We start from the raw sequence: 23273 nt of genomic DNA, 5'->3' as shown, positions 1-23273 counted from the left end.
GAAGCCCATGGACCTGACGATCCTGTACCGGGGCCCGCTCGCCTCCTGCGACTACGACTGCCCGTACTGCCCGTTCGCCAAGCGCCGTGACTCCACGGACCGGCTGCGGGCCGACCGCGCGGCCCTGGACCGCTTCACCGCCTGGGCCCGGGAGCAGACCGGTGACCGGCTGTCGGTCCTGTTCACGCCGTGGGGCGAGGGGCTGGTGCGCTCCTGGTACCGCGAGGCGCTGGTCGGCCTCTCCCACGAGCCGCACATCGACCGGGTGGCGATCCAGACGAACCTCAGCTGTCGTACGGAGTGGCTGGCGCGGGCCGACCGGGACACGGTGGCCCTGTGGTGCACGTACCACCCGGGTCAGACCCCGTACGAGCGGTTCCTCGACAAGACGCGGCGGCTGGCCGGGATGGGGATCCGGTTCAGCGTGGGGATCGTCGGGCTACCCGAGCATCTGGAGCACGCCCGCCGACTGCGCGGGGAGCTGCCTCCGGAGGTGTACCTGTGGGCGAACGCCGCCGAGGGGCACACCTACACCGACGAGGAGGCGGCGGTGTGGAGCGAGCTGGACCCCCTCTTCCCCTTCAGCCGTCATCCGCACCGCTCGGCGGGCCGGGCCTGCCGTACGGGCTCCACGGTCGTGTCGGTGGACGGCGCGGGGACGGTGCGGCGCTGCCACTTCGTCAAGGCGGAGCTGGGCAACCTCTACGACGGCTCCTTCCGGGCGGCCCTCGCCCCCCGCCCGTGCCCCCTGTCCGTCTGCGACTGCCACATCGGATACGTCCATCTGGAGACACTGCCCCTGTACGACGTCTTCGCGGGCGGCGTCCTGGAACGCGTACCGACGGTGGAGGCGCGACAGGTGATCGGAAAGCGAGTGGGTTCATGACCTCAGCGGTCGACAGCGGCGCGTGGATCCGCCGGTTCCGGCCCGCCCCCGAGGCGACGGTCCGGCTGCTGTGCCTCCCGCACGCGGGCGGCTCGGCGAGTTACTACGTCCCCATGGCGCGCGCCCTCGCCCCGGCGGCCGATGTGCTGGCCGCGCAGTATCCCGGACGCCAGGACCGCTACGCCGAGCCGCCGTCGCAGAGCATCCGGGAGCTGGCCGAGCGGGTCGTCGAGGCCGTCGGCGGGGACGACGGCCGTCCGCTCGCCCTCTTCGGCCACAGCATGGGCGCGGTGGTCGCCCACGAGGCGGCGCTGCGGCTGGAGGCGGTCGGCCGGGCCCCGGTCCGGCTGTTCGTGTCGGGGCGGCGCGCTCCCTCCACACCCGGGCACCGCGGGAACCTGCACACGGCGAGCGATGCCGAACTCCTCGCAGCCGTACGCGCGCTGAACGGCACCGACGGCCAGGTCTTCGAGGACGAGGAGCTGCTCCGGCTGGTCCTGCCGGCCCTGCGCGGTGACTACCGGGCCCTGGAGACGTACGAGCCGCGCCCCGGCGACCGGCTGGGCTGCCCGGTCACCGTCCTCACCGGTGACGCCGATCCCGTGACCCCGGTGGCGGACGCGCGTGCCTGGGCGGACCACACCGACGGGCCGACGGAGGTGTGCGTGTTCCCCGGCGGCCACTTCTACCTCGACGACCGGCCGGGGGAGGTCTTCGACGTCGTACGACGGCACCTGGGGCTGTAGTCCGGGGACGGCGGCGCGGGCCGGTGGGGTGTTCGGCCGGCGGGTGTCCGGCCGGTGCGTGTCCGTCACACCCGCCAGCTGTACCTGCGCTCCGGCCGCCCGGCCACCCCGTAGCGCAGGGACACGTCCGCGCTGCCGGTGCCGTGGAAGTACTCCAGGTAGCGGCGGGCGCTGACGCGGGAGATGCCCGTGAGGGTGGCGCACTCGGTGGCCGAGAGGCTGCCGTCGGTGCCGCGCAGGGTGCCTTCGATGAGTTCGGCGGTCTCGACGCTCATGCCCTTGGGCAGGGCGCCGGCCGCCGAGGCGGGCGTGGCGGCTCCGGCGAGGACACGGTCGACGTCGGCCTGGCCGCGGACGACGGTGGTGAGGAGGCGGCCGCGCTGGGCGGCGTACCGCTGGAGCCGGGAGCGCAGTTCCTCGAACTCGAACGGCTTGAGGAGGTAGTCGACGACGCCGTGGCGGACCGCGCCGCGCACGCTGTCGGCCTCCCGGGCGGCGCTGATGACCATGACGTCGCAGTCGTGGCCGGCGGTGCGCAGCCGGGGTATGACGTCGAGGCCGAAGCCGTCGGGGAGGTAGAGGTCGAGGAGGACCAGGTCGGGGCGGAGTTCGTCGACGGCCAGGACCGCCTGTTCGCCGGTGCTGGCGACGCCCACGACGCGGAACGGCTCGACGCGTTCGACGAAGGTGCGGTGGACCCGGGCCACCATGAAGTCGTCGTCGACGACGAGCACGTCGATCGGGCCGGGCGGGCTGCTCGTGCCGTTCGTGCCGCTCGTGCCGCTCATGGTGTCGCTCCTTCCGCCACCGCGTCGGCGAGGTGGCTGACGGTCATGCGGGCGGTGAACATGGCCCCGTCGGGGGTGTTGGTCACCGAGATCTCCCCGCCGTGGCGTTCGCAGACCAGGCGGGTCAGGGCCAGGCCGATGCCGCGTTCGCCCTCCCGCGCGGCCTTGGTGGTGAAGCCGTGGGAGAAGACCTCACGGGCGAGTTCGGGGGCCACGCCGGGGCCCGAGTCGCGGACGACGATCTCCACACTGGAGGCGTCCTGGCGCAGTTCCACCTCGACCCAGGCCTCGTGGCCGTCGGGCACGGTCGTGGTGGCGGCCGCGTCCACGGCGTTGTCGACGAGGTTGCCGACGACGGTCGCCACGTCGGCGGCGTCCTCGGGCGCGAGCCGGTCGAGCGCGGTGCTCTCCGAGACGCGCAGGATCACCCGGCGTTCGGCGGCGAGGGAGGTCTTCGCCATGAGCAGCGCGGCCACGGCGGTGTCACGGACGCGGCGGCTGAGGGTGACGTCGAGGGAGTGGCGGTGGCGACTCAGCGCGCGGATGTAGTGGACGACCTCGTCCTGCTCGCCGATCTGGATGAGTCCGGAGATGGTGTGCAGCTGGTTGGCGAACTCATGGGCCTGGGCCCGCAGCAGTTCGGCGGAGCTGCGGAAGGAGCCGATCTCGCGTTCGAGCCGGGCCAGCTCGGTGCGGTCCCGCAGCGTGGTGACGGAGCCGAGGTGGCGCCCGTCCTTGGTGACGGTCATCCGGTTCATCACCAGCACCCGGCCCCGGCGGACGACGACCTCGTCACGCCGGTCGGCCGGGGCGTCACCACCGCCACGGCCCTCCTCACCCCCCTCACGAGCCCCGGACGCGCCCCCACCGGCGCTCGTCCCTCCCTCGCGGACGCCGGCCCCCGCCTCCTGCGCTCCCACCAGGACGTCCCGCAGGCGTCCCTCCACGCCGAGGTCGGCCAGACTCTTGCCGACGCAGTCCTCGGGCAGGTCGAGCAGGCGCCGGCCCATGTCGTTGGCGAGGGTGAGCCGGTGCTGGGGGTCGAGGGCGATCACCCCCTCGGCGATGCCGTAGAGCATGGCCTCGCGGTGTTCGGCGAGGCCGGCGATCTCCTGGGGCTCCAGGCCGAGGGTCTGCCGTTTGACGCGCCGGGCCAGCAGCCAGGAGCCGGCGAGACCGAGGCCGCTGGCGATGCCGAGGTAGGCGAGGAGGTAGGAGGAGGCGCCGCCGAGGCGCTGCCACACGGTCGGAGCGGCCTCGCCGATCATCACCGTGCCCAGCAGCCGGCCCAGGTCGTCGTCGACCGTCGCGCCGAGCACGGGGACCTGGGCGACCAGTTCGCGGCTGCCGTCGAAGGTCAGCGGGCCGGACCAGCCGCGGCCGGCGACCGCGCCCTCGCCGGCGGGCATCGCCCGGCCGATCACGGTCGGGTCGGTGGAGCTGACGATGCGGCCGTCGGCGTCCGCGACGGTGACGGAGGTGACCCCCGACTGGGTCTGGACGGAACTCACCAGGGGCGCCAGCGCCTCGTGCGCGACGGGCCGGGCGAGCCGGTCGCGGACCAGGGGGTTGGCGGCGAGCTGCTCGGCGAGCGCGGTGACACGACGGCCCTCGACCCGGTTGAAGGTGGCCGCCGACTGCGTGAGCGAGACCCCGGCGACCGCCAGCAGCACCACCACGACGATGGCGAGCTGGAGGACCAGCATCTCGCCTGCGAGGCTATGGCGGCGGAACACCACGACGGACTCTTCTCTCGTGCCGACACGATGTCAGGCGGCTCGGGCGCCGGCTTGTGCGGTGGGTCGCACAATCATGGCGCCCGGTCCCGATCCGGGAAAGAGAGGTGCGCGGGACGTGCTCATACGGTGACAGGGGCCGTGACCACTACGACCACAACGTCCGTTGTTTGCGCAACGGAGTCGGCACCGCCCCACACGGGCACGATGTGGCCCAGATCACCTTCCCCCCTCGACCCGACCGACAGGTGGTGGCTCTCGTGCGGCTGCGCACCCCCCTCGCCCTGCTCGGGGCGGCCGCTCTCGTGCTCGTGGGACCACCGCTGCTGACGACCGGCAGCGGCGGCGAGACCGGCACCCAGATCCCCGGACTGCGCTTCATGGTCCCGAACACACCCGGCGGCGGCTACGACATCACGGCCCGCACGGCCGCGAAGAACGCCGAGGACGCCGGGCTCACCCACAACATCGAGGTGTTCAACCTGCCCGGAGCCGGCGGCACGGTCGGTCTGAGCCGGCTGGTCGGCGAGCACGGCAACGGCAGGCTGGCGATGTCGATGGGCCTCGGCGTCGTGGGCGCCGTCCGCTCCAACGACGCTCCGAGGACCCTCGCCGACACCACGCCGATCGCCCGCCTCACCGAGGAGCAGGACGTCGTGGTGGTCGCGAAGGACTCGCCGTACAAGACGATCGACGAGCTGATCGGGGCGTGGAAGGAGGACCCCGGGAAGCTGCCGGTGGGCGGCGGGTCGGCCCCGGGCGGGCCGGACCATCTGGCGCCGATGCTGATGGCGCGGGCCGCCGGGATCGCCCCGAAGGACGTCAACTACATCCCCTTCGACGGCGGCGGCGAGCTCCTCGCCTCCATCCTCGGCAGCAAGGTCGCCTTCGGGGTGTCCGGCGTCGGCGAGTACCTGGACCAGATCAAGGCGGGCGAGCTGCGGCTGCTCGCGGTGACGGGGCCGAAGCGGGTGGCCGGGCTGGACGCCCCGACCCTCCAGGAGGCGGGCTACGACGTGAACTTCACCAACTGGCGCGGCATCGTCGCCCCGCCCGGCCTCACCGAGGCCCAGCGCGACAAACTCACCCGGCTGATCGAGGAGCTGCACGACTCACCGCAGTGGCGAAAGTCCTTGAAGCGACACGGCTGGGACGACGCGTTCCTGACCGGCGACGCGTTCGGCGCGTTCCTGGAGGCCCAGGACAAGCGCGTGGTGTCGGTGCTGAAGGAGCTGGGGCTGTGACCACGGACACGGACACCACCGGCACTCCCCCGCCCCCCGCCGCCGAGCGCCGTTCCTGGCTGCGCGACCACTCCGAGCTGGGCGTCTGCGTCCTGCTGCTGGCCCTCGGCATCCTGGTCCTGACCGACGCGCTGACCATGGACGTCGACCTCACGCAACGCGGTCCCGTCGGCCCGAGGACCGTGCCGGTCGTGGTCGGCGCCGGGCTGCTGCTGATCGCCGCGCTGCTCGCCGTGGACGTGCTGCGCGGCGGCCGGGGCCAGGCGGAGGGCGGCGAGGACATCGACCTGTCCGAGCCCGCCGACTGGCGCACGGTGCTGCTGCTGGCCGGGGTGTTCCTCGGCGCGGCCGTCCTCATAGAACCGCTCGGCTTCCCCGTCGCGGGCGCCCTGCTCTTCTGGGGCGCGGCCTACGCGCTCGGCAGCCGGCATCCGGACCGCGACCCGCTGATCGCGGCCGTCGTCTCCCTGGTCACCTACGCCGTGTTCGACAGCCTGCTCGGGGTGCCGCTGCCGGGCGGCCCGCTGATGGGAGTGCTCTGACATGGATGCCTTCAACTCCCTCCTCGACGGCTTCGGCACGGCCCTGACGCCGGTCAACATCCTGTGGGCCGCGGTCGGTGTGCTGCTGGGCACGGCGATCGGTGTGCTGCCCGGTATCGGGCCCGCCATGGCGGTCGCGCTGCTGCTGCCGGTGACCTACGGGCTGAACCCGGTGGGCGCGTTCATCATGTTCGCGGGCATCTACTACGGCGCGATGTTCGGCGGCTCGACGACCTCGATCCTCCTCAACACCCCCGGGGAGAGCGCGGCCGTGGTCGCGGCCATGGAGGGCAACCCGATGGCCAGGGCGGGGCGCGGCGCGCAGGCACTGGCGGCCGCCGCCGTCGGGCACTTCACCGGCGGCATGGTCGGCACGGTCCTGCTGGTGGCCCTCGCGCCGACGGTCGCCGACCTGGCCGTGGACATCGGTGCCCCGGACTACTTCGCGATCATGGTGCTGGCGTTCATCGCCGTGACGTCCGTCCTCGGCTCCTCCCGTATCCGGGGGCTCGCCTCCCTGCTGATCGGTCTGACCATCGGTCTGGTGGGGCTGGACCAGATGACCGGCCAAGAGCGCCTGACCTTCGGCTCCCTCCAGCTCGCCGACGGCGTGGACGTGGTGATCGTCGCGGTCGGGCTCTTCGCCATCGGGGAGGCCCTGTGGGTGGCCGCGCATCTGCGGCGCAGCCCGCCGGAGCCGATCCCGGTGGGCCTGCCGTGGCTGGGCCGTTCCGATGTGAAACGGAGCTGGAAGTCCTGGGCGCGGGGCCCGTTCATCGGCTTCCCGTTCGGCGCGATCCCGGCGGGCGGCGCCGAGATCCCCACCTTCCTGTCGTACGTCACCGAGAAGCGGCTGTCGAAACACAAGGACGAGTGGGGCAAGGGGGCCATCGAGGGGGTGGCGGGGCCGGAGTCGGCCGCCTCGGCCTCGGCGGCGGGCACCCTCGTGTCCATGCTGACCCTGGGCCTGCCCACGACGGCGGTCGCGGCGGTCATGCTGGCCGCCTTCCAGCAGTACGGCATCCAGCCGGGCCCCCTGCTCTTCGAACGCGAGCCGGACCTCGTGTGGGGCCTGATCGCCTCGCTGTTCGTCGGCATGGTGCTGCTGCTCGCGCTCAACCTGCCGCTGGCCCCGCTGTGGGCGAAGCTGCTGCGCATCCCGCGTCCGTACCTCTACGCGGGCATCCTGTTCTTCGCGGCGGTCGGCGCGTACGCGGTCGGCGGCGAGGTGATCGACCTGGTGATCCTGCTGGTCATCGGCCTGATCGGGTTCGGCATGCGCCGCTACGGCCTGCCGGTGCTGCCCGCCGTCATCGGTGTCATCCTCGGCCCGGGCGCCGAGCAGCAGCTGCGGCGGGCCCTGCAGATCAGCGACGGCAGCGTCACCGGCCTGGTGAACACGCCGTTCTCGGTCACGGTGTACGCGATCATCGCGGTACTGCTGGCCTGGCCGCTGCTGAAGCGGCTGCTCACCGGCGTCCGGGACCGGGACCGCACGCCCGCCCGGACCGGGTGACCTCCGGACCGGCCTGCCCCCGGGGCGGGGCTCAGCCCGCGGCGCCCCGCTCGGCCTCCTCGTGCAGGAACGCGCTGATCTGCCCGGCGATGCCCTCCCGGCCCGCACCGGCGGCCTGGTCGAGGAGGTCCTCGTCGACGCCGATTCCGCCGGACCACAGGTACCGCTCGGTCCACTCCTCGTCGACCCGCAGCTGGACCTGGATGTCGAACTGGGTGAGGTGGCCCTCGGGAGCCGCCGCGTACAGCACGGAGGTGGCGCGGCGCAGCGGGTAGAGGTCGAAGCCCTCGATGAACCGGGAGTTGCGCCAGTCGAGGAAGGCGCTCTCGCCGTCGGGGCCGGTGCGGATGTCGAGCTGGCCGTCCTCCAGGTGGAGGCCGACGTGTTCGGCGCCCCGGTTCTCCACCGTGACCCGGAAACGGAAGTACGCCAGGCCCTCGGCGGCGTCGTCGCGCCCCCGTGGGGGTTCGGCGCACTCCGCCTGGTGGACGCGCACGCGCAGGCCGGCCAGGTCGCCCTCGTACTCCTGCCAGTCCCCGATCACATTGGGCTCGCGCACCGTCCACCTCTCCACATCGGCGGGACATCTCCCGCGTTCGCGCGCACCACAGTGCCATACCCGTCCGACGTCCCGTCGCGGGGCATCACCGCCGGTCAGAGGTGATCAAGCCGTGTGCAGCGACGATTGCCGGGAGGGTGCCGACAGGCAGGTTCCGTACGTGCCGCACATCACGTCCACGGTCCACCGTGCGGATGGACGGGAGCCGAGTTGCCGATTCCCCGCGCGCGAGGCCGAGGCCGTACGCTACGTTCGATCACCGCCGGTTGGCGCACCGCTCGGCGAGGTCGCGTGCAGGGAAGGTTCTGAGCGTCGCATGGGCAACTTCGGTATTGCTCCACCGACGGGACCGGTCATGACCGGAGGGCTGGCCGATCCGCTGTTCGAGACGGCGTACCGTGATCCCGCTCTGCCGCAGATCGCGCGCCGCGATCCCGCCTTCCCGGGCACCTGGACCCGGGTCAGCGCGGCCGAGACACGGGACGAAGTGGCCGACCTGGCCAAGGGGTTGATCGCGTCCGGGATCCGGCCGGGCAACCGGGTCGCCGTGATGGCCCGCACCCGGTACGAGTGGACGCTGCTCGCCGTCGCGCTGTGGGCCGTGGGCGCCGAGATCGTGCCGGTCTGTCCGACGTCGTCGCGCGACCAGATCGAGTGGATCCTGCGGGACGCGGCCTGTGTGGGCGTGGTCGTCGAGGACGAGCTGGGCGTGATGACGGTCGGCTCGGTGTGCGCCAAGCTCCCCCTGCTGCGCTACGTCTGGCAGTTGGACACCGACTGTCTGCCGCAGCTCGTCGAGGCGGGCCGGGACGTGCCGGACGCGACGGTGGACTCGCTGCGCCGCATCGTCATGCCGGACTCCACGGCGGTGATCGCGTACACGTCCGGCACGACCGGCCGCCCCCGGGGCTGCGCGCTCTCCCACCGCAGCCTGGCCAGCCCCTGCGACACACTGCTCGCCGGCTGGCGGCAGACGGCCGCCCCGCCGGGCGAACAGCCGGCGATCCTGGCGTTCCTGCCGTTCTCGCACGTCTACGGCCTGATGATCCAGGGGATGTGTCTGCGCGGCGGGCTGCTTCTCGCGCACGAACCGGAGCCGACCGAGGAGGCGCTGTCCGACGCGCTGCGGTCCTTCCGGCCGACCTTCCTCTTCGGTGTGCCCTATCTCTTCGAGAAGATCTACAAGAACTTCCTGCGCAAGGCCCAACAGGCCGGCCGGGGGCCCCTGTTCGAGCGCGCGGTGCGCACGGCCCAGGACTACGCCCTCGCCGCCGAGCGGCAGCGGCTGGGCACCGGCGCCGGCCCCGCCATGGACCTGAAGCTGCAACACGCGTTCTACGAGAAGACGGTGTACCGCAAGCTGCGCGGGGCCCTCGGCGGCCGGGTGCGCGGCGGCTGCTCCGGCGGCTCCCCCCTCAACCGCGACCTCACGCTCTTCTACGCCGGCATCGGCATCCTCGTCCACGACGGGTACGGCCTCACCGAGACCGCCGGCGGCATCACGGCCCAGCCGGTGGGCCGGGAGAAGTTCGGCACCGTGGGCCGTCCGCTGCCGGGCACGGAGATCCGGGTGGCCCGGGACGGGGAGATCCTGGTCAACGGCCCTTCCGTGTTCCAGGGTTACGTCAACGACGAGGCGGGCACGCGGGCCGCGCTGCAGGACGGCTGGCTGGCCACGGGGGACATCGGGCGGCTGGACAACGAGGGGTATCTGTCGATCACGGGCCGCAAGAAGGAGATCATCATCACCAGCGGGGGCAAGGGCGTGGCCCCGGCGCCGCTGGAGGAGCAGCTGCGGATGCATCCGCTGATCCACCAGGCTGTGGTCGTGGGCGACAACCGGCCCTGCGTGGGCGCCCTGCTCACGCTGGACCCGGAGTTCCTCGCGCACTGGCGGGGCTCGCTGTCCGCGCCCGGTGAACTGCTGGGCCGGGAGGCGCGGGAGGAGAACGCGCTGCGCCAGGAGGTGCTGCGGGCGATCGCGGCGGCCAACAGCACGGTCTCGCGCCCGGAGTCGATCCGTGTGTACCGCATCCTGCCCGAGCCCTTCGACCTCGCCAACGGCCTGCTCACCCCGTCGATGAAGCTGCGCCGGGACGCCATCGTGCGGCGGTACGAGGCGGAGATCGAGGCGATGTACGCGACCTCGGCGCGAGCCGTCCGCCGTAGCGTGCCGGAGGAGACCGGCGGCTGGGACGACTCGGACTCCGACGACGTCTTCCGCCGCATGCGGCACTGACGAATCGAACGACCCGCGCGGGACGCGCGAGAAGAACGGCCGAGAAGCCGGCCGAGAGACCGTATGGAACACAGGGGGATCATCGATGGCGCGTATGGGTCCGAGAAAGCTGCTGACCACGGTGGTGGCGTTGGGCGGAGGGGCATTTCTGTTCGGCGCGGCGGTGCTGCGGCTGGAGACACAACTGAACGGTGTCGCGGGGCAGTTCGTGGTCTCAGGGTGCGAGGTGTCCGAGTCGCGCGGCGACGACGAGTGGCAGTGCAGGGGCTCCTTCCGGGCCGACGACGACTCGTTCCGCATCCCCGAGGTCGAGGTGGACACCACGTTCGCCACCAGGCCCACCGGCCTGGTGCCGGTCTACGTGGACGACACGTCCTCGACCACGGCCGTCGAGCGGGACAACGGCGTCTGGCTGTACCCGGGCGCCACCGGGCTGGTGTGCCTGGCCGTGGGCGGCTGGAACGTCCGGTCCGCGCTCAGGCGGCCGAAGGAGGAGCCGGCGGCTCCGGCTCCCGCCTGACCGCCTGACCGCCTGACCGTAAGACCGCCTGACCGTGGGACCGCCCGACCACGGATCGGGCGGTTGTTGACGAAACGGTCCTCGGGATGCGGAGATGCTCCGGGCGACAGCGGGAAACCGCTTCCCCGCGAGCACTCCGCACCACCGTGAGACGAAGGCTGAGGACCAGGACCCATGGCACTGCAGATCAGCGCCACCAATCCGGAACACCCCGCGCTGCTGCTCGAACTGCCGTGGCACGTGCCGCTGGAGGAGTGGCCCGAGCACCATCTCGTGCCGCTGCCCCGCGGTATCTCCCGGCACGTCGTGCGCTACGCCCGGGCCGGTGACGAGGTCGTCGCCGTGAAGGAACTGGCCGAGCGGCCCGCCCTGCGCGAGTACGAGCTGCTGCGTGATCTGGACCGGCTCGGCATCCCGGCCGTGGACGCCCTCGGCGTGGTCACCGGCCGGCTCGACGACGCGGGCGATCCCCTGGAATCCGTGCTGATCACCCGGCACCTCGGCGGCTCGATGCCGTACCGCTCGATGTTCGAGACGACCATGCGTCCGGCCACCATGCACCGTCTGATGGACGCCCTCGCGGTCCTGCTGGTGCGCCTGCACCTCACCGGGTTCGCGTGGGGCGACTGCTCGCTGTCCAATACGCTGTTCCGGCGGGACGCGGGCGCGTACGCCGCCTATCTGGTGGACGCCGAGACGGGCGACCTGCACGCGCGGCTCAGCTCCGGGCAGCGCGAGTACGACCTCGATCTCGCCCGGGTGAACATCAGCGGCGAACTGCTGGACCTGGAGGCGTCCGGGGCGCTGCACCCCTCGGTGGACCCCATCGAGTTCGGCAACGAGATCTGCTCCCGCTATCACGGGCTGTGGGAGGAGCTGACGCGCCGGTCGGTGTACCCGGCCGGGAAGTACCACTACATCGAGCGCCGGATCCGCCGTCTCAACGAACTCGGTTTCGACGTCGCCGAGATGCAGATCGAGCACGCCGACAACGGCGACACGGTGACCTTCGTGCCCAAGGTCGTCGACGCGGGCCATCACCAGCGGCAGCTGCTGCGGCTCACCGGTCTCGACACCGAGGAGAACCAGGCCCGGCGGCTCCTGAACGACCTGGAGAGCTGGATGGCCACCCAGGACGACTACGCCCCGGGCGACCCCCTCGGCGCCCGCCCCGAGGTGCTGGCCCACCGCTGGGTGCGCGAGGTGTTCCGCCCGACCGTGCGGGCCGTCCCGCTCGAACTGCGCGGCTCGATGGACCCGGCGGAGATCTACCACCAGCTCCTCGAACACCGCTGGTACCTGTCCGAGCGGGCCCAGCACGACATCGGCCTGGACACGGCGGTGAAGGACTACATCGACAACGTCCTGCCGAGGACCCTGGCGCTGCTTCCGCCACCGGCGGAGGACGTCACCCCCATGTGAGCCGCCGGGCGGCCGGCACCGCCGACCGCCCTCACCTGTGCGGGACGACGGCCACCGGGCAGTGCGCGTGGTGCAGGACGCCGTGGGTGACCGAGCCGAGCCGGGCACCGACGGCCGTACGGCGGGCGCGGCGCCCGACCACCATCAGCTGGGCCCGCTGCGCCACGGACAGCAGCACCTGCCCGGCGCTGCCGATCTCGACGTGCTCGGTGACGGGCACCTCGGGGAACCTCCCGCGCCACGGCTCCAACGCGGCGGCCAGCGCCTTCTTCTCGTACGGCTCCATACCGCCGGCCTCGTCGAGGAGCCTCAGCGAGCTGGGGCTGTACGCGTACAGCGGCGGCAGCGCCCACGCCCGGACCGCGCGCAGGGACGCCCCGCGGGCCGCCGCCGTCTCGAAGGCGAACCGCAGGACGTCGGCGCTGTCCTCCGGCGTGCCCTGCTGGCCCACGACGACCTCACGCCCGGCGGCCTCGCCCGCCGGGCTGTCCGCGGCGCGGACGAGTACGACGGGACGCGGCGACTCGACGATCACCTGCTGTCCGACGGAGCCCAGCAGGAAGCCGATCACCGCGCCGTGCCCGCGCGAGCCGAGCACCAGCGTCTCGGCCTGCCCGGCGGCGCCGACCAGGGTCTCGACCGGCGGGCCCTCCAGCAGGTCCGTCGTCACCGCCAGCTCCGGGTGCCGCTCGGAGACGCTTCGCGCCGCCTGCGCGAGCGCCTCCCCGGCCCACTGTGCCTGTCCGTCCCGGTCCACGGCGACCGCCTCGTGCGGCTCCCACTGCCACGCGTGCACCACCCGCAGCGCCAGGCCCCGGCGTACGGCCTCCCGGCTGGCCCAGGCCAGGGCGGCCAGGCTCTCGGGCGTGCCGTCCACTGCGGCGGTGATCGGGCGCGTCGTCATCGGCCACCTCTCTGTCCTCACATCGCTGACGGGCCCAGTCTTCACTACGCTCGCCGTATGGCCTTGGAGTGGGAGCAGTTGGTGGTGGACGCGGCCGATCCGGCGGCCCTCGGACGCTGGTGGGCGCAGGCGCTCGGCTGGGTCGTCGTCGACGACTCCCCCGAGGAGTACGAGATCCGTCCGGCCCCGGATCGCCTTCCCGGTCTCCTGTTCGGACTCGATCCCGGGCCCAAGACCGGCAAGAACCGGCTGCACCTCGACTTCCGCCCCGACGACCAGGCGGCGGAGGTCGCCCGCCTCCTCGCCCTCGGGGCCCGGCACGCGGACATCGGGCAGAGCGGTGACGAGCCGTGGGTGGTGCTCGCGGACCCGGAGGGCAACGAGTTCTGCGTACTGGCCCCACGCAGAAGCTGAACCCCCCGCGACGGCCCCGGCCTGCGGCTCCGCGGAAATTGAGCGAACCCGGACGGTCGAACATACGATGGGCCCATTGGCTCGGGGTGGAGGCGTATGACTCAGGCGGTCGGTCCGGCGCGGAACGTGATCCTCACGGTGGATGACGATCCCGGGGTGTCCCGTGCGGTGGCACGGGACCTGCGGCGCAGGTACGGCGAGTCGTACCGGATCGTGCGGGCGGAGTCCGGGCAGTCGGCGCTGGAGGCCCTGCGGGAGCTGAAGCTGCGCGGGGACCAGGTGGCGGTGATCCTGGCCGACTACCGGATGCCGGAGATGAACGGCATCGAGTTCCTGGAACAGGCGCTGGACGTCTATCCGGGCGCCCGGCGCGTCCTGCTGACCGCGTACGCCGACACCGGCGCGGCGATCGACGCGATCAACGTCATCGACCTCGACCACTACCTGCTGAAGCCGTGGGACCCGCCGGAGGAGAAGCTCTACCCGGTCCTGGACGACCTGCTGCAGGCCTGGCGGGCCGCCGACCGCACCTGTGTGGGCACCACGAAGGTGGTCGGGCACCGGTGGTCGGCGCGGTCGTCCGGCGTACGCGAGTTCCTGGCGCGCAACCAGGTGCCCTACCGCTGGTTCTCGTCGGACGAGCCGGAGGGGCGACGGCTGCTCGCGGCGGCCGGCGCGGACGGCGCGCGGCTGCCGCTGGTCGTCACCCCGGACGGCACACCGCTGGTCGCGCCGGAGGACCCGGAGCTGGCGGAGAAGGTGGGGCTGGCGACCACACCGGCCCAGGAGTTCTACGACCTGGTCGTCATCGGCGGCGGGCCCGCCGGGCTCGGCGCGGCCGTGTACGGGGCCTCGGAGGGGCTGCGGACCCTGCTCGTGGAGCGATCGGCCACGGGCGGGCAGGCCGGGCAGAGTTCACGCATCGAGAACTACCTGGGCTTCCCCGACGGGGTGTCCGGCGGGCAGCTCACCGGCCGCGCCCGGCGCCAGGCCACCAAGTTCGGGGCGGAGATCCTCACCGCCCGCGAGGTGAGCGGCCTGGAGGTGAACGGGGCGGCCCGGACCGTCCGGTTCTCCGACGGTTCGACGGTCGCCGCGCACAGCGTGATCCTGGCGACCGGCGTGTCGTACCGCCAGCTCGCCGCGCCGGGCTGCGCGGACCTCACCGGCTGCGGGGTGTTCTACGGCTCCGCGCTCACCGAGGCGGCCGGCTGCCAGGGGCACGACGTGTACATCGTGGGCGGCGCCAACTCGGCCGGACAGGCCGCGATGTACCTGGCGCGCGGCGCCAAGTCCGTCACCCTGCTCGTACGCGGCGAGTCGCTCACCGCGTCCATGTCGCACTATCTGATCCAGCAGCTCGGGGAGGCGCCGAACATCTTCGTGCGCCCCGGCACGGTGGTCGAGGCCGCGCACGGCACGAACCAGCTGGAGCAGTTGACGCTCAGGGACCTGGCGAGCGGGCGTGAGGAACTCGTCGACGCGCAGTGGCTGTTCGTGTTCATCGGCGCCGAGCCGCACACCGACTGGCTGGAGGGGACCGTGCTTCGAGACGAGCGCGGGTTCATCGTGGCCGGGCCCGACATGACCGCCGACGGGGGTCCGCCGCCGGGCTGGGAGCTGGACCGGCCGCCGTACCACCTGGAGACCAATGTGCCCGGCGTGTTCGTCGCCGGGGACGCACGGTCGGAGTCCGCGAAGCGGGTCGCGTCCGCCGTGGGAGAGGGAGCGATGGCCGTGATGCTGGTGCACAGGTATCTGGAGCAGTCATGACAGCCGGACGGACGTCGTCGTGAGCGGGCAGCCGTCGCCGTGCGACCGGGCCGAGCTGGGCAGGCTGTTCCTCTTCGAGAAGCTGGACGACGGGCAGTTGGACCGGCTGTGCCGTGAGGGCCGCGTGGAGCGGTTCGAGCCCGGTCCTGTCTACCGGGAGGGCGAACCGGCCACCTGCTTCTTCGTGCTCCTGGAGGGCACGGTGGTGATGTCCCGGCAGGTCGGCGAGGACGACGTGGAGATCAGCCGCAGCTCCCAGGTCGGCGTGTACGCGGGCGCCTTCCAGGCGTATCTCGGCGACCAGGCGGATCAGGCCCGCTACAAGGGTTCGATGCGGGTCACGGTCCCCTCACGGTTCTTCGTCCTGCCCGCGGACTCGTTCGCCCAGATCATGCGCGACTGGTTCCCGATGGCCGTCCACCTGCTGGAGGGCCTGTTCTTCGGCCAGCAGAACACTCAGCGGACCATCAACCAGCGCGAACGCCTGCTGGCGCTCGGCTCGCTCTCGGCCGGGCTCACGCATGAGCTGAACAACCCCGCCGCCGCGGCGGTACGGGCCACCTCCGCGCTGCGGGAGCGGGTGGCCGGGATGCGGCACAAGCTCGGGGTCATCGCCGCCGGGCCGTACAAGCGGGCCATGCTGGAGTCCCTGGTCGACCTGCAGGAGCGGACCGCCGAGCAGGTGGCCAAGGCGAGCCCGCTCAGTCCGCTGGAGGCCTCCGACCGGGAGGACGAGATGTCGGACTGGTTCGACGACCACGGCATCGCGGGCGGCTGGCAGCTCGCGCCGAACTTCGTCCAGGCCGGACTCGACACCGCGTGGCTGGACCAGGTCGCGGCCGCCGTGGACGAGTGCACCCTCGAAGGCGCGGTCCGCTGGCTCAACTACACGGTCGAGACCGAGCTGTTGATGAACGAGATCGAGGACTCCACGACGCGTATCACCCAGCTCGTGGACGCGGCGAAGCAGTACTCGCAGCTCGACCGGGCGCCCTACCAGAACGCCGACGTCCACGAACTCCTCGACAGCACCCTGCTGATGCTGTCCCGGAAGATCGGCGAGCGGATCGAGGTGGTGAAGGAGTACGACCGCACGCTGCCGCGCATCCCCGCCTACCCCGGTGAGCTGAACCAGGTGTGGACGAACCTGATCGACAACGCGGTCTCCGCGATCAACGAGACGGGCGGCGCGGGCACGCTGACGGTACGCACGGCGCTCGACCACCGGGACCAGGTGCTGGTGGAGTTCCGTGACACCGGTCCCGGCATCCCGGCGGAGATCAAGGGCCGTATCTTCGACCCGTTCTTCACCACCAAACCGGTCGGGCAGGGGACCGGGCTCGGCCTCGACATCTCCTGGCGCATCGTCGTCAACAAGCACCACGGCCACATCGAGGTCCGGTCCCGGCCGGGCGAGACCCTCTTCCAGGTGTTCCTGCCACTGACGGCGCCGGCGGCGGACCTGGACCTCACCCTCGCCGACGACCCCGCCGACGGCTTGCCCCACGACCCCGACCTGCCCGAGGAGACCCGATGACGACGCCCGCCGGAATCGACCCCGACGTGCCGCCGAGCGGCGAGGGCTGCGTGGAGTGCGAGGCGGTCGGGGGCTGGTGGTTCCACCTTCGGCGCTGTGCGCAGTGCGGGCACGTCGGCTGCTGCGACTCCTCGCCCTCGCAGCACGCGACGGCGCACGCGAGTGGCGCCGGGCATCCCTTCGTGCGGAGCTTCGAGCCCGGGGAGTCCTGGTTCTGGAACTACGAGACCTCCGAGATGTACGAGTCGGGGCCCGACCTCGCCCCGCCGCTCAGCCATCCCGCTGAGCAGCCGGTGCCGGGCCCTGCCGGGCGGGTGCCGGACGACTGGGCGGCCCGGCTGCGGTGAGGTGGTGCGAGGGGGGTGGTGGGGTTGTCGGGGCTGTCCTGCGGGTGCGGCCCGGTGGGGCTTCTCGCGCAGTTCCCCGCGCCCCTGAGAAGCCGGGGCTGCGCCCCATGCCTCTCAGACCCGCAGGACCGTGGCTCCTCGCCCGCAGGACCGTTGCCGCCCGCAAAACCGTTGCTTCTCGCCCGCAGGACCGTGGTCTTCCAGGCCCGCAGGGCCCGGGCTTCCAGGGGCGCGGGGAACTGCGCGAGAAGCCGCACCGGAGCCGCAGACGCAAGACAGCCCCGGCCACCCTGCCACCCTGGTCTTTCCGGCCCGCAGGGCCTGGGCCTCCAGGGGCGCGGGGAACTGCGCGAGAAGCCCCACCGGAGCCGCAGACGCAAGACAGCCCCGGCCACCCTGCCACCCTGGTCTTTCCGGCCCGCAGGGCCTGGGCTTCCAGGGGCGCGGGGAACTGCGCGAGAAGCCGCACCGGGCCGCAGATGACCGCACCACCGAACGGAGTGCCACCGTGTTGATCGGGATCGACGAGATCAAGGAAGCCGCCGCGAGCATCGCCGGCCATGTCGTGCGGACGCCGACCGTCCCGAGCCCGGGGCTGTCCGAGCTGCTCGGTGTCCCCGTGACCACGAAGCTGGAGCTGCTGCAGCGGACCGGCTCGTTCAAGGCGCGCGGCGCCACGGCGAAGCTGCTGGCGCTGACGCCCGCCGAGCGGGCGGCCGGCGTCGTCGCGGTCAGCGGCGGCAACCACGGCATCGCCCTGGCGCACATGGCCGCCGCGCTGCACACCAAGGCCACGGTCGTGATGTCCCGGTCCGCGCCCCGGCGCGCCATCGACCGCGTCGAGGCGGCCGGCGCCTCGCTGCGGCTCACGGACGGCATGGCGGAGGCGTTCGCGCTGACCGAGCGGCTGCGCTCGGAGGGCCTCACCCTCGTCCACCCCTTCGACGACCCGATGGTGATCGCCGGGCAGGGCACCGTCGGCCTGGAGTTCGCCGCGGACACCGAGGGGGCGGACAGCCCCGGCGCGCTCACCGACGTACTCGTGAGCATCGGCGGTGGCGGCCTGATCGCCGGTGTCGCGGCGGCCTTCGAGGCCCTGCGTCCCGGCGTCCGTGTCTGGGGCGTGGAGACCGTCGGCGCGACGGCCATGGCCGAGGCCCTCGCGGCCGGCGGACCCGTCACGGTCCCCCTCTCCTCCGTCGTCACCACGCTCAGCGCACCCTCCGTCTCCCGGCTGACCTACGACCATGCGACCGCCCTCGTCGAGGACGTCCTCGTGGTCCCCGACGCGGAGGCGGTACGGGGCGTCCTGGATTTCGCCGAGCACGGCAAGGTGTGGACGGAACCCGCCGCCGGATGCCTGCTGCCCGCGGCCCGGCAGGTGCTGGAGCGGGTCGGCGACGGCGCCCGGCTGGGCCTCGTGGTCTGCGGCGGCAACGCGACCACGGCCGACATCACGGACTGGGCAGGGCGGTTCGGACTGCGGTGACGGGCCGCCCAGGACCGGCATAATGCTCGGATGACCTCCCCCGCCGAGCACGTCCCCGTGGTCGTCGTCGGTGCCGGACCCGCCGGGCTGACCTTGGGCAACATCCTGCGGGCCGCCTCCGTGGACTGTGTGGTGCTGGAGACCGAGAGCCGGGAGTTCATCGAACGGCGGCCCCGGGCCGGGTTCCTGGAGGAGTGGGCGGTACGGGCGCTGGAGCGGCGCGGGCTGGCCGGGCGGCTCGTGGAACGGGCGCCGGTGCACACCGAGTTCGAGTTCCGCTTCGCGGGTGAGCGCCGGCGGTTCCCGTACACGGAGATCACCGGGCACCACCACTACGTGTACCCGCAGCCGTTGCTCGTGACGGACCTGGTCGGGGAGTACGCGGACGTCCGGGGCGGCGACATCCGCTTCGGTGTGCGGGAGGTCGAGTTGCACGACCTCGACGGCGAGCGCCCCTCGGTGTCGTACGTGGACCCGTCGAGCGGTGAACGGCGGCTGCTGGACTGCGAGTTCGTCGCGGGCTGCGACGGCGCGCGCGGTGTCACGCGGACCGCGCTGCCCGCCGGGCACGCCACGGTCGCCCGGCACGACCACGGGGTCGGATGGCTGGCGCTGCTCGCGGAGGCGCCGCCCTCGTCGGACTGCGTGATCCTCGGCGTCCACCCCCGGGGCTTCGCCGGGCACATGGCGCGCGGCCCGGAGGTCACCCGCTACTACCTGGAGGTCCCGGCGGGCGACGATCCGGCGAACTGGCCGGACGAGCGGGTCTGGTCCGAGCTGCACGCCCGGCTGGCGGTGCCCGGCACCCGGCCTCTCACGGAGGGCCCGCTGGTCGAGAAGCGGGTGCTCGACATGCACAACTACGTCACCGAGCCGATGGCGTACGGCCGGCTGTACCTCGCGGGTGACGCGGCGCACCTCGTCGCGCCGATCGCCGCGAAGGGCATGAACCTCGCGCTGCACGACGCCCTGCTCCTCGCGGACGCCCTGATCGCCCGGCTGCGCGAGGGGGACGACAGCGGGCTGCGCGGGTACTCGCAGGCCTGTCTGCGGCGGGTCTGGCACTACCAGGAGTTCTCGCAGTGGCTGGCGGAGCTGCTGCACGGGCCGTCGTCCGGCGACGCGTTCCGGGCGGGTGCCGCCACCGCCCGGCTCCGTCGCGTCCTCGGCTCCCCCGCCGCCGCGTCCAGCTTCGCGGAGCTGTTCATCGGCAAGGACACCGATCACTAGGCACCGATCACCAGGCACGGAACGGACGTTCCTCAGGGGTCGTCGTGGCAGCAGCCGTCCTGGCGCATCAGCCGGCCGACCTCCAGCCAGTCCTCCTCGGTCCCGGCGGCCTTGGCGCGTCGTGCCGTGGGCCGGTACGCGGCCACCAACTCCTCGGTGGTGTGGAGGTGTCCGCCCCGCAGGACCGACACCGTGCGGACGAGGTCGGCGAAGTCCGTGAACGGGTCGCCGTCGACGACGGTCAGGTCGGCGAGCTTGCCCGTGGCGACCGTTCCGAGATGGTCGTCGAGGCCGAACAGCCGGGCAGGGAGCGCGGTCGCGGTGCGCAGGGTCTCGGCCGGGGTGAGTCCGCCGGCGTGCAGGGCGCGCAGGGCGAGGTGGAGGGAGAGGCCGACGGCGACCAGCGGCTGGTCGGTACCGAGGGCGACGACCCCGCCGGCGGCGAGGATCCGCCGGTAGATGCCGGTCTCGGTGCGCAGCGCGGCGAGTTGGGCGGGTGTGGGCGGAACTCCGGCTCCCTGCTGGACGAGGGCGGCGTCCCACGGGGGCATCACGACCGTGACCCGGGGGTCGTCGGCCAGGGACGGGTCCGCTCCCATGAGGGGTGCGGCCGTGAAGGGGGTGGCGATCAGGGAGAAGTCCACGGCCTGTCGGGTGTAGATCTCCACGACGTCCTGGTACGCCTGTCCGCCGGCGGTGACGGCGTGGCCGAACTCGGCGCGCTGGGTGGCCTGCAGATGGGTCGTCAGGTCCTGGCCGAGCTGGACGCCCGGGGAGAGCAGATGACCGCCCGTGCGGACGCCGAGACGGTCGTGGGCGAAGCGGGCCGCCTCGCTCATCACCCAACCGGGCGCCCGTACGTACGTCTTGACGAAGTCCCAGTCGAGCGCGGCGGCCCGTTCCAGTGAGCGGCGCAGGCCCGCCCTCGTCCGGTGGGCGCGTCCCATGCTGTACGCGACCCGTCCGCCGTCGAGGAGTTCCCCGGTGGTGAGCAGCCGGGGCCCGGCGAGCCGGCCGGCGTGCACCTCCTCGCGGATGCGGGCCTGTTCATGGGCGAAGCCGCCGAGGGAGACGGCGGTGGTGACGCCGTAGGTGAGCTGACCGGCGGCCTGGCGGCTGCCGTAGGTGCTCTGCCAGGGGTGGGTGTGGGTGTCCCACAGCCCGGGGAGCACGGTGTGCGCGGAGGCGTCGACACGCCGGAGGGCGGCCGGGCGACTGCCCCGGTGCGGTTCGACGGCGGTGATCCGGCCGTCGCGTACGACGATGTCGACGTCGTCGCGGACCGTCTCGCCGCTGCCGTCCCACAGACGGCCCGCGTGGACGACGGTGTCCGCGGGGGCGGGCCGGGTGCGGTCGAGCGGTACGCGGACGGTGCGCGGACGGTCGCCGGAGACGTCGACGAGGCGCAGGCGGGTGCCCGACTGGTACAGGAGCGTTGTGGAGTCGCCGGACCAGCTGGGGTGGTCGGCGGGTTCGGTGGTGAGGGTGCGGAGCCTGCCGCGCGGGGTGCCGTCCGGGGTCACGGGCAGCAGGCAGAGCGCGGACTCGACGATCACGGCCATCCAGCGGCCGTCGGGCGACCAGACGGGCCCGGAGTCGTACCGGTCGGCGATCGAGGTGTGCGGTGCGACGGTGTGCAGCCGGTCGGCGCCGGTCGTGGCGTCGACGATCCGGACCAGGTTGTAGCCCTCGCGGAAGCGGGCGCCGAGCCGGTTGCGGTCGCACAGCGCGAGGTACCGGCCGTCGGGCGACCAGCTCGGCCTGCCGGGGATGCCGCCTCCGCCGAGCGGCGTGACGAGGACGCGTTCCTCACCGCTCGCCAGGTGCCGTACGACGAGGCGTCCGGCCATGTCGAGGCACGCGAGCCGCTGCCCGTCGGGTGAGAGGGCGGGCATCACCCGGCCGCCGGTGGCGAGGGCGGTCTCCTCGCCGGTGGCCAGATCGTGCCGGTACACGCCGAGGAGGCCGTCGCGGTCGTCGGCGTGGACGAGGGACCGTCCGTCGGGGGCCCAGGAGGGTGCGAGGAGCCAGCGGGTGGGCGGGGACTGCCGCAGCCGCTTCGGCGGGCGTCCGCCCGTGGTGCCCGCCAGCCAGAGCGCGTTGAGGGCGGCGAACGCGACGCTCCGCCCGTCCGGGGAGAGTGCGGGCAGGTGGATGCCTCGTGCGGGCCGCACGCGGGCCTCTCCGAGGTCGTACTCCTTGGTGCGACGGCGCGGCCGGTCCACGGGGAGGGTCCCCTCGAAGGGGATCTCCCGCGGTCGTGCGGGCGCTTCGGGCCGTAGGAGGGTGAACCGGCCGTCCACCGTGAGCAGCAGTTCGCCGTCGGCCGTCCAGCGGGGCGGTACGGGCGCGAGGTCGCCGTCGACCGGGACGGGCTCCCCGGCGACGACGAGCGTGCAGGAGCCGTTCGGGGAGGCGGTGGTGCGCAGGTATGCGAGGCGGCCGTCCGGGGCGAGGGCGGGGGTCATGACCTGCGCGGCCGCGGTTTCGGTGTGCTCGACGGTCACGGGGCCGGTGCCGTCGGCGGCCACGGCGGCGATGGTGCGGGACTCGACGGCCGGGGTCGTGCCGGTGGTGACGACCTCGCCGCGTACGAACAGCAGCCGGGTGCCGTCCGCTGACCAGGTGGGGTCGAAGTCCTCCCAGCCGCCGTCCTGGAGGGGGCCGTCCTGGCCGGTCAGGCCGGTGACGCGGTTGATGTCGCCGGTGCCGAGGTCCAGGACGTGGACGCGGTAGGGGCATCCGCCGACGGGCTCGTCGGGGTCGCCGCCGCGTTCGGAGCAGAAGGCGATGCGGGTGCCGTCGGGCGACCAGGCCGGGGCCCGGTCGTCCCAGGGGCCGTCGGTGCGCCGCTGGAGCTCGGAGCCGTCGGGGCGCACGGTCCAGAGGTGGAAGCCGCCGCCCTGGTAGGCGCAGAACGCAACAAGGTCGCCGTCCGGGGAGTAGGTGGGCCGGTTGGGTTCGAGACCGGCCGGGGTGAGGGGGAGCGCTCTGCCGCCGCCGCGCGGCAGGGACCACAGGCCGCTCTGGATCTCGGCGATCAGGGTGTCACCGGTGGGGGCGAGGGTCGCCGAGCCGTTGGTGGCCCGGGTGAAGGTGAGGGCGAGGCCGGAGGTGCCCGGCCGGGCGGTGCCGGACGCCGCCGCGCCGGTGGTGCCGAGGACCGCGGCCGCCCCCGTGGCCCCGGTGGCGGCGAGGAGGCGGCGGCGGGTCAGGGGCGGGGTGCGGTGACTCTGGTCACGGTCCATGACACCGCACGCTCGCGCACCTCACGGCCCACCGGCAACACCGCCGTTCACGCCATCGGGGATGTCACCCGCGGGTGTGACGGCGGCCGGTGGCACGCGTCGGCGCGACGGCGCCCGGGGCCGGTCGTCGACG

Annotated in this window: 19 protein-coding genes; 14 read left to right on the top strand and 5 right to left on the bottom strand. The window is 73.1% G+C overall.

From position 1 onward, the window contains the following. Nucleotides 1–7: 7 nt before the first annotated feature. A complete protein-coding gene (locus ACWCRJ_RS12785) occupies nucleotides 8–886 on the top strand; it encodes an STM4011 family radical SAM protein (RefSeq protein ID WP_450939398.1) in 879 nt (292 codons plus the stop codon). Next, nucleotides 883–1632, top strand: a complete 750-nt coding sequence (locus ACWCRJ_RS12780) for a thioesterase II family protein (protein WP_450939301.1) — start codon at nucleotides 883–885, stop codon at nucleotides 1630–1632. Before ACWCRJ_RS12785 ends, ACWCRJ_RS12780 begins: the two co-directional genes overlap by 4 nt. 65 nt (nucleotides 1633–1697) lie before the next feature. Here the strand turns inward: ACWCRJ_RS12780 and ACWCRJ_RS12775 are convergent, their stop codons facing one another. After that, nucleotides 1698–2420 (bottom strand): response regulator, encoded by a 723-nt coding sequence (locus tag ACWCRJ_RS12775; protein WP_450939300.1) that lies wholly within the window; start codon nucleotides 2418–2420, stop codon nucleotides 1698–1700. Further along, nucleotides 2417–4126: an ATP-binding protein gene (locus tag ACWCRJ_RS12770; protein ID WP_450939299.1), complete on the bottom strand. Its 1710-nt coding sequence runs from the start codon at nucleotides 4124–4126 to the stop codon at nucleotides 2417–2419. Before ACWCRJ_RS12770 ends, ACWCRJ_RS12775 begins: the two co-directional genes overlap by 4 nt. 290 nt (nucleotides 4127–4416) lie before the next feature. Between ACWCRJ_RS12770 and ACWCRJ_RS12765 the strand changes: the two genes are divergently transcribed. Genes ACWCRJ_RS12765 through ACWCRJ_RS12755 form a run of 3 tightly spaced genes read left to right on the top strand, consistent with a single transcriptional unit; the run spans nucleotide 4417 to nucleotide 7458 of the window. After that, nucleotides 4417–5400: a Bug family tripartite tricarboxylate transporter substrate binding protein gene (locus tag ACWCRJ_RS12765; protein WP_450939397.1), complete on the top strand. Its 984-nt coding sequence runs from the start codon at nucleotides 4417–4419 to the stop codon at nucleotides 5398–5400. Beyond that, nucleotides 5397–5942, top strand: coding sequence for a tripartite tricarboxylate transporter TctB family protein (locus tag ACWCRJ_RS12760; RefSeq protein ID WP_450939298.1), 546 nt, complete (start codon nucleotides 5397–5399; stop codon nucleotides 5940–5942). Before ACWCRJ_RS12765 ends, ACWCRJ_RS12760 begins: the two co-directional genes overlap by 4 nt. Nucleotide 5943: 1 nt before the next feature. Further along, complete coding sequence (locus ACWCRJ_RS12755; RefSeq protein WP_450939297.1) at nucleotides 5944–7458, top strand: tripartite tricarboxylate transporter permease; 1515 nt, start codon at nucleotides 5944–5946, stop codon at nucleotides 7456–7458. 31 nt (nucleotides 7459–7489) lie between these two features. Here ACWCRJ_RS12755 and ACWCRJ_RS12750 read toward each other — a convergent pair whose 3' ends face one another. Beyond that, complete coding sequence (locus ACWCRJ_RS12750; RefSeq protein ID WP_450939296.1) at nucleotides 7490–8017, bottom strand: hypothetical protein; 528 nt, start codon at nucleotides 8015–8017, stop codon at nucleotides 7490–7492. A 316-nt stretch (nucleotides 8018–8333) separates the two neighbouring features. Here ACWCRJ_RS12750 and ACWCRJ_RS12745 point away from each other — a divergent pair, with 316 nt between their 5' ends. The 3 genes from ACWCRJ_RS12745 (at nucleotide 8334) to ACWCRJ_RS12735 (ending at nucleotide 12198) form a co-directional block, all read left to right on the top strand. Beyond that, nucleotides 8334–10256: an AMP-dependent synthetase/ligase gene (locus ACWCRJ_RS12745; protein ID WP_450939295.1), complete on the top strand. Its 1923-nt coding sequence runs from the start codon at nucleotides 8334–8336 to the stop codon at nucleotides 10254–10256. Between the two features lie 85 nt (nucleotides 10257–10341). After that, a complete protein-coding gene (locus ACWCRJ_RS12740; protein ID WP_450939294.1) occupies nucleotides 10342–10776 on the top strand; it encodes a hypothetical protein in 435 nt (144 codons plus the stop codon). Nucleotides 10777–10950: 174 nt separating this feature from the next. Continuing rightward, nucleotides 10951–12198 (top strand): DUF4032 domain-containing protein, encoded by a 1248-nt coding sequence (locus ACWCRJ_RS12735; protein ID WP_450939293.1) that lies wholly within the window; start codon nucleotides 10951–10953, stop codon nucleotides 12196–12198. A 31-nt stretch (nucleotides 12199–12229) separates the two neighbouring features. On the opposite strand, the gene ACWCRJ_RS12730 is transcribed toward ACWCRJ_RS12735, so the two are convergent. Continuing rightward, nucleotides 12230–13102 carry a universal stress protein gene (locus ACWCRJ_RS12730; RefSeq protein WP_450939292.1) on the bottom strand — a complete coding sequence of 291 codons (873 nt, stop codon included), beginning with the start codon at nucleotides 13100–13102 and terminating at the stop codon, nucleotides 12230–12232. A 57-nt stretch (nucleotides 13103–13159) separates the two neighbouring features. Here ACWCRJ_RS12730 and ACWCRJ_RS12725 point away from each other — a divergent pair, with 57 nt between their 5' ends. From ACWCRJ_RS12725 to ACWCRJ_RS12700, 6 genes are all read left to right on the top strand, one after another. Then, a complete protein-coding gene (locus tag ACWCRJ_RS12725; RefSeq protein WP_450939291.1) occupies nucleotides 13160–13516 on the top strand; it encodes a VOC family protein in 357 nt (118 codons plus the stop codon). A gap of 96 nt (nucleotides 13517–13612) precedes the next feature. Continuing rightward, nucleotides 13613–15289, top strand: coding sequence for an FAD-dependent oxidoreductase (locus tag ACWCRJ_RS12720; protein WP_450939290.1), 1677 nt, complete (start codon nucleotides 13613–13615; stop codon nucleotides 15287–15289). 19 nt (nucleotides 15290–15308) lie between these two features. Then, nucleotides 15309–16826, top strand: a complete 1518-nt coding sequence (locus ACWCRJ_RS12715; protein ID WP_450939289.1) for an ATP-binding protein — start codon at nucleotides 15309–15311, stop codon at nucleotides 16824–16826. Further along, entirely contained in the window at nucleotides 16823–17173 is a 351-nt protein-coding gene (locus ACWCRJ_RS12710; protein ID WP_450939288.1) for a UBP-type zinc finger domain-containing protein, read from the top strand. The genes ACWCRJ_RS12715 and ACWCRJ_RS12710 overlap by 4 nt, the downstream gene beginning before the upstream one ends. A 511-nt stretch (nucleotides 17174–17684) precedes the next feature. Next, a complete protein-coding gene (locus tag ACWCRJ_RS12705; RefSeq protein WP_450939396.1) occupies nucleotides 17685–18662 on the top strand; it encodes a threonine/serine dehydratase in 978 nt (325 codons plus the stop codon). Nucleotides 18663–18692: 30 nt separating this feature from the next. After that, entirely contained in the window at nucleotides 18693–19892 is a 1200-nt protein-coding gene (locus ACWCRJ_RS12700) for a 4-hydroxybenzoate 3-monooxygenase (protein WP_450939287.1), read from the top strand. Between the two features lie 32 nt (nucleotides 19893–19924). Here the strand turns inward: ACWCRJ_RS12700 and ACWCRJ_RS12695 are convergent, their stop codons facing one another. Further along, a complete protein-coding gene (locus tag ACWCRJ_RS12695) occupies nucleotides 19925–23140 on the bottom strand; it encodes an amidohydrolase family protein (RefSeq protein ID WP_450939286.1) in 3216 nt (1071 codons plus the stop codon). Nucleotides 23141–23273 lie beyond the last annotated feature (133 nt).

The sequence above is a fragment of the Streptomyces sp. NPDC002324 genome (assembly GCF_053593335.1).
Note: the sequence above shows the minus strand (reverse complement) of the source record. Positions and strands in the feature narration are given on the sequence as shown.

What these genes read in the sequence shown, in the direction of transcription:
- ACWCRJ_RS12785 (WP_450939398.1), top strand. Translation starts at nt 8, where the DNA reads ATGGACCTGACGATCCTGTACCGGGGCCCGCTCGCCTCCTGCGACTAC.
- ACWCRJ_RS12780 (WP_450939301.1), top strand. Translation starts at nt 883, where the DNA reads ATGACCTCAGCGGTCGACAGCGGCGCGTGGATCCGCCGGTTCCGGCCC.
- ACWCRJ_RS12775 (WP_450939300.1), bottom strand. Translation starts at nt 2,420, where the DNA reads ATGAGCGGCACGAGCGGCACGAACGGCACGAGCAGCCCGCCCGGCCCG.
- ACWCRJ_RS12770 (WP_450939299.1), bottom strand. Translation starts at nt 4,126, where the DNA reads ATGCTGGTCCTCCAGCTCGCCATCGTCGTGGTGGTGCTGCTGGCGGTC.
- ACWCRJ_RS12755 (WP_450939297.1), top strand. Translation starts at nt 5,944, where the DNA reads ATGGATGCCTTCAACTCCCTCCTCGACGGCTTCGGCACGGCCCTGACG.
- ACWCRJ_RS12745 (WP_450939295.1), top strand. Translation starts at nt 8,334, where the DNA reads ATGGGCAACTTCGGTATTGCTCCACCGACGGGACCGGTCATGACCGGA.
- ACWCRJ_RS12740 (WP_450939294.1), top strand. Translation starts at nt 10,342, where the DNA reads ATGGCGCGTATGGGTCCGAGAAAGCTGCTGACCACGGTGGTGGCGTTG.
- ACWCRJ_RS12735 (WP_450939293.1), top strand. Translation starts at nt 10,951, where the DNA reads ATGGCACTGCAGATCAGCGCCACCAATCCGGAACACCCCGCGCTGCTG.
- ACWCRJ_RS12730 (WP_450939292.1), bottom strand. Translation starts at nt 13,102, where the DNA reads ATGACGACGCGCCCGATCACCGCCGCAGTGGACGGCACGCCCGAGAGC.
- ACWCRJ_RS12725 (WP_450939291.1), top strand. Translation starts at nt 13,160, where the DNA reads ATGGCCTTGGAGTGGGAGCAGTTGGTGGTGGACGCGGCCGATCCGGCG.
- ACWCRJ_RS12720 (WP_450939290.1), top strand. Translation starts at nt 13,613, where the DNA reads ATGACTCAGGCGGTCGGTCCGGCGCGGAACGTGATCCTCACGGTGGAT.
- ACWCRJ_RS12710 (WP_450939288.1), top strand. Translation starts at nt 16,823, where the DNA reads ATGACGACGCCCGCCGGAATCGACCCCGACGTGCCGCCGAGCGGCGAG.
- ACWCRJ_RS12700 (WP_450939287.1), top strand. Translation starts at nt 18,693, where the DNA reads ATGACCTCCCCCGCCGAGCACGTCCCCGTGGTCGTCGTCGGTGCCGGA.
- ACWCRJ_RS12695 (WP_450939286.1), bottom strand. Translation starts at nt 23,140, where the DNA reads ATGGACCGTGACCAGAGTCACCGCACCCCGCCCCTGACCCGCCGCCGC.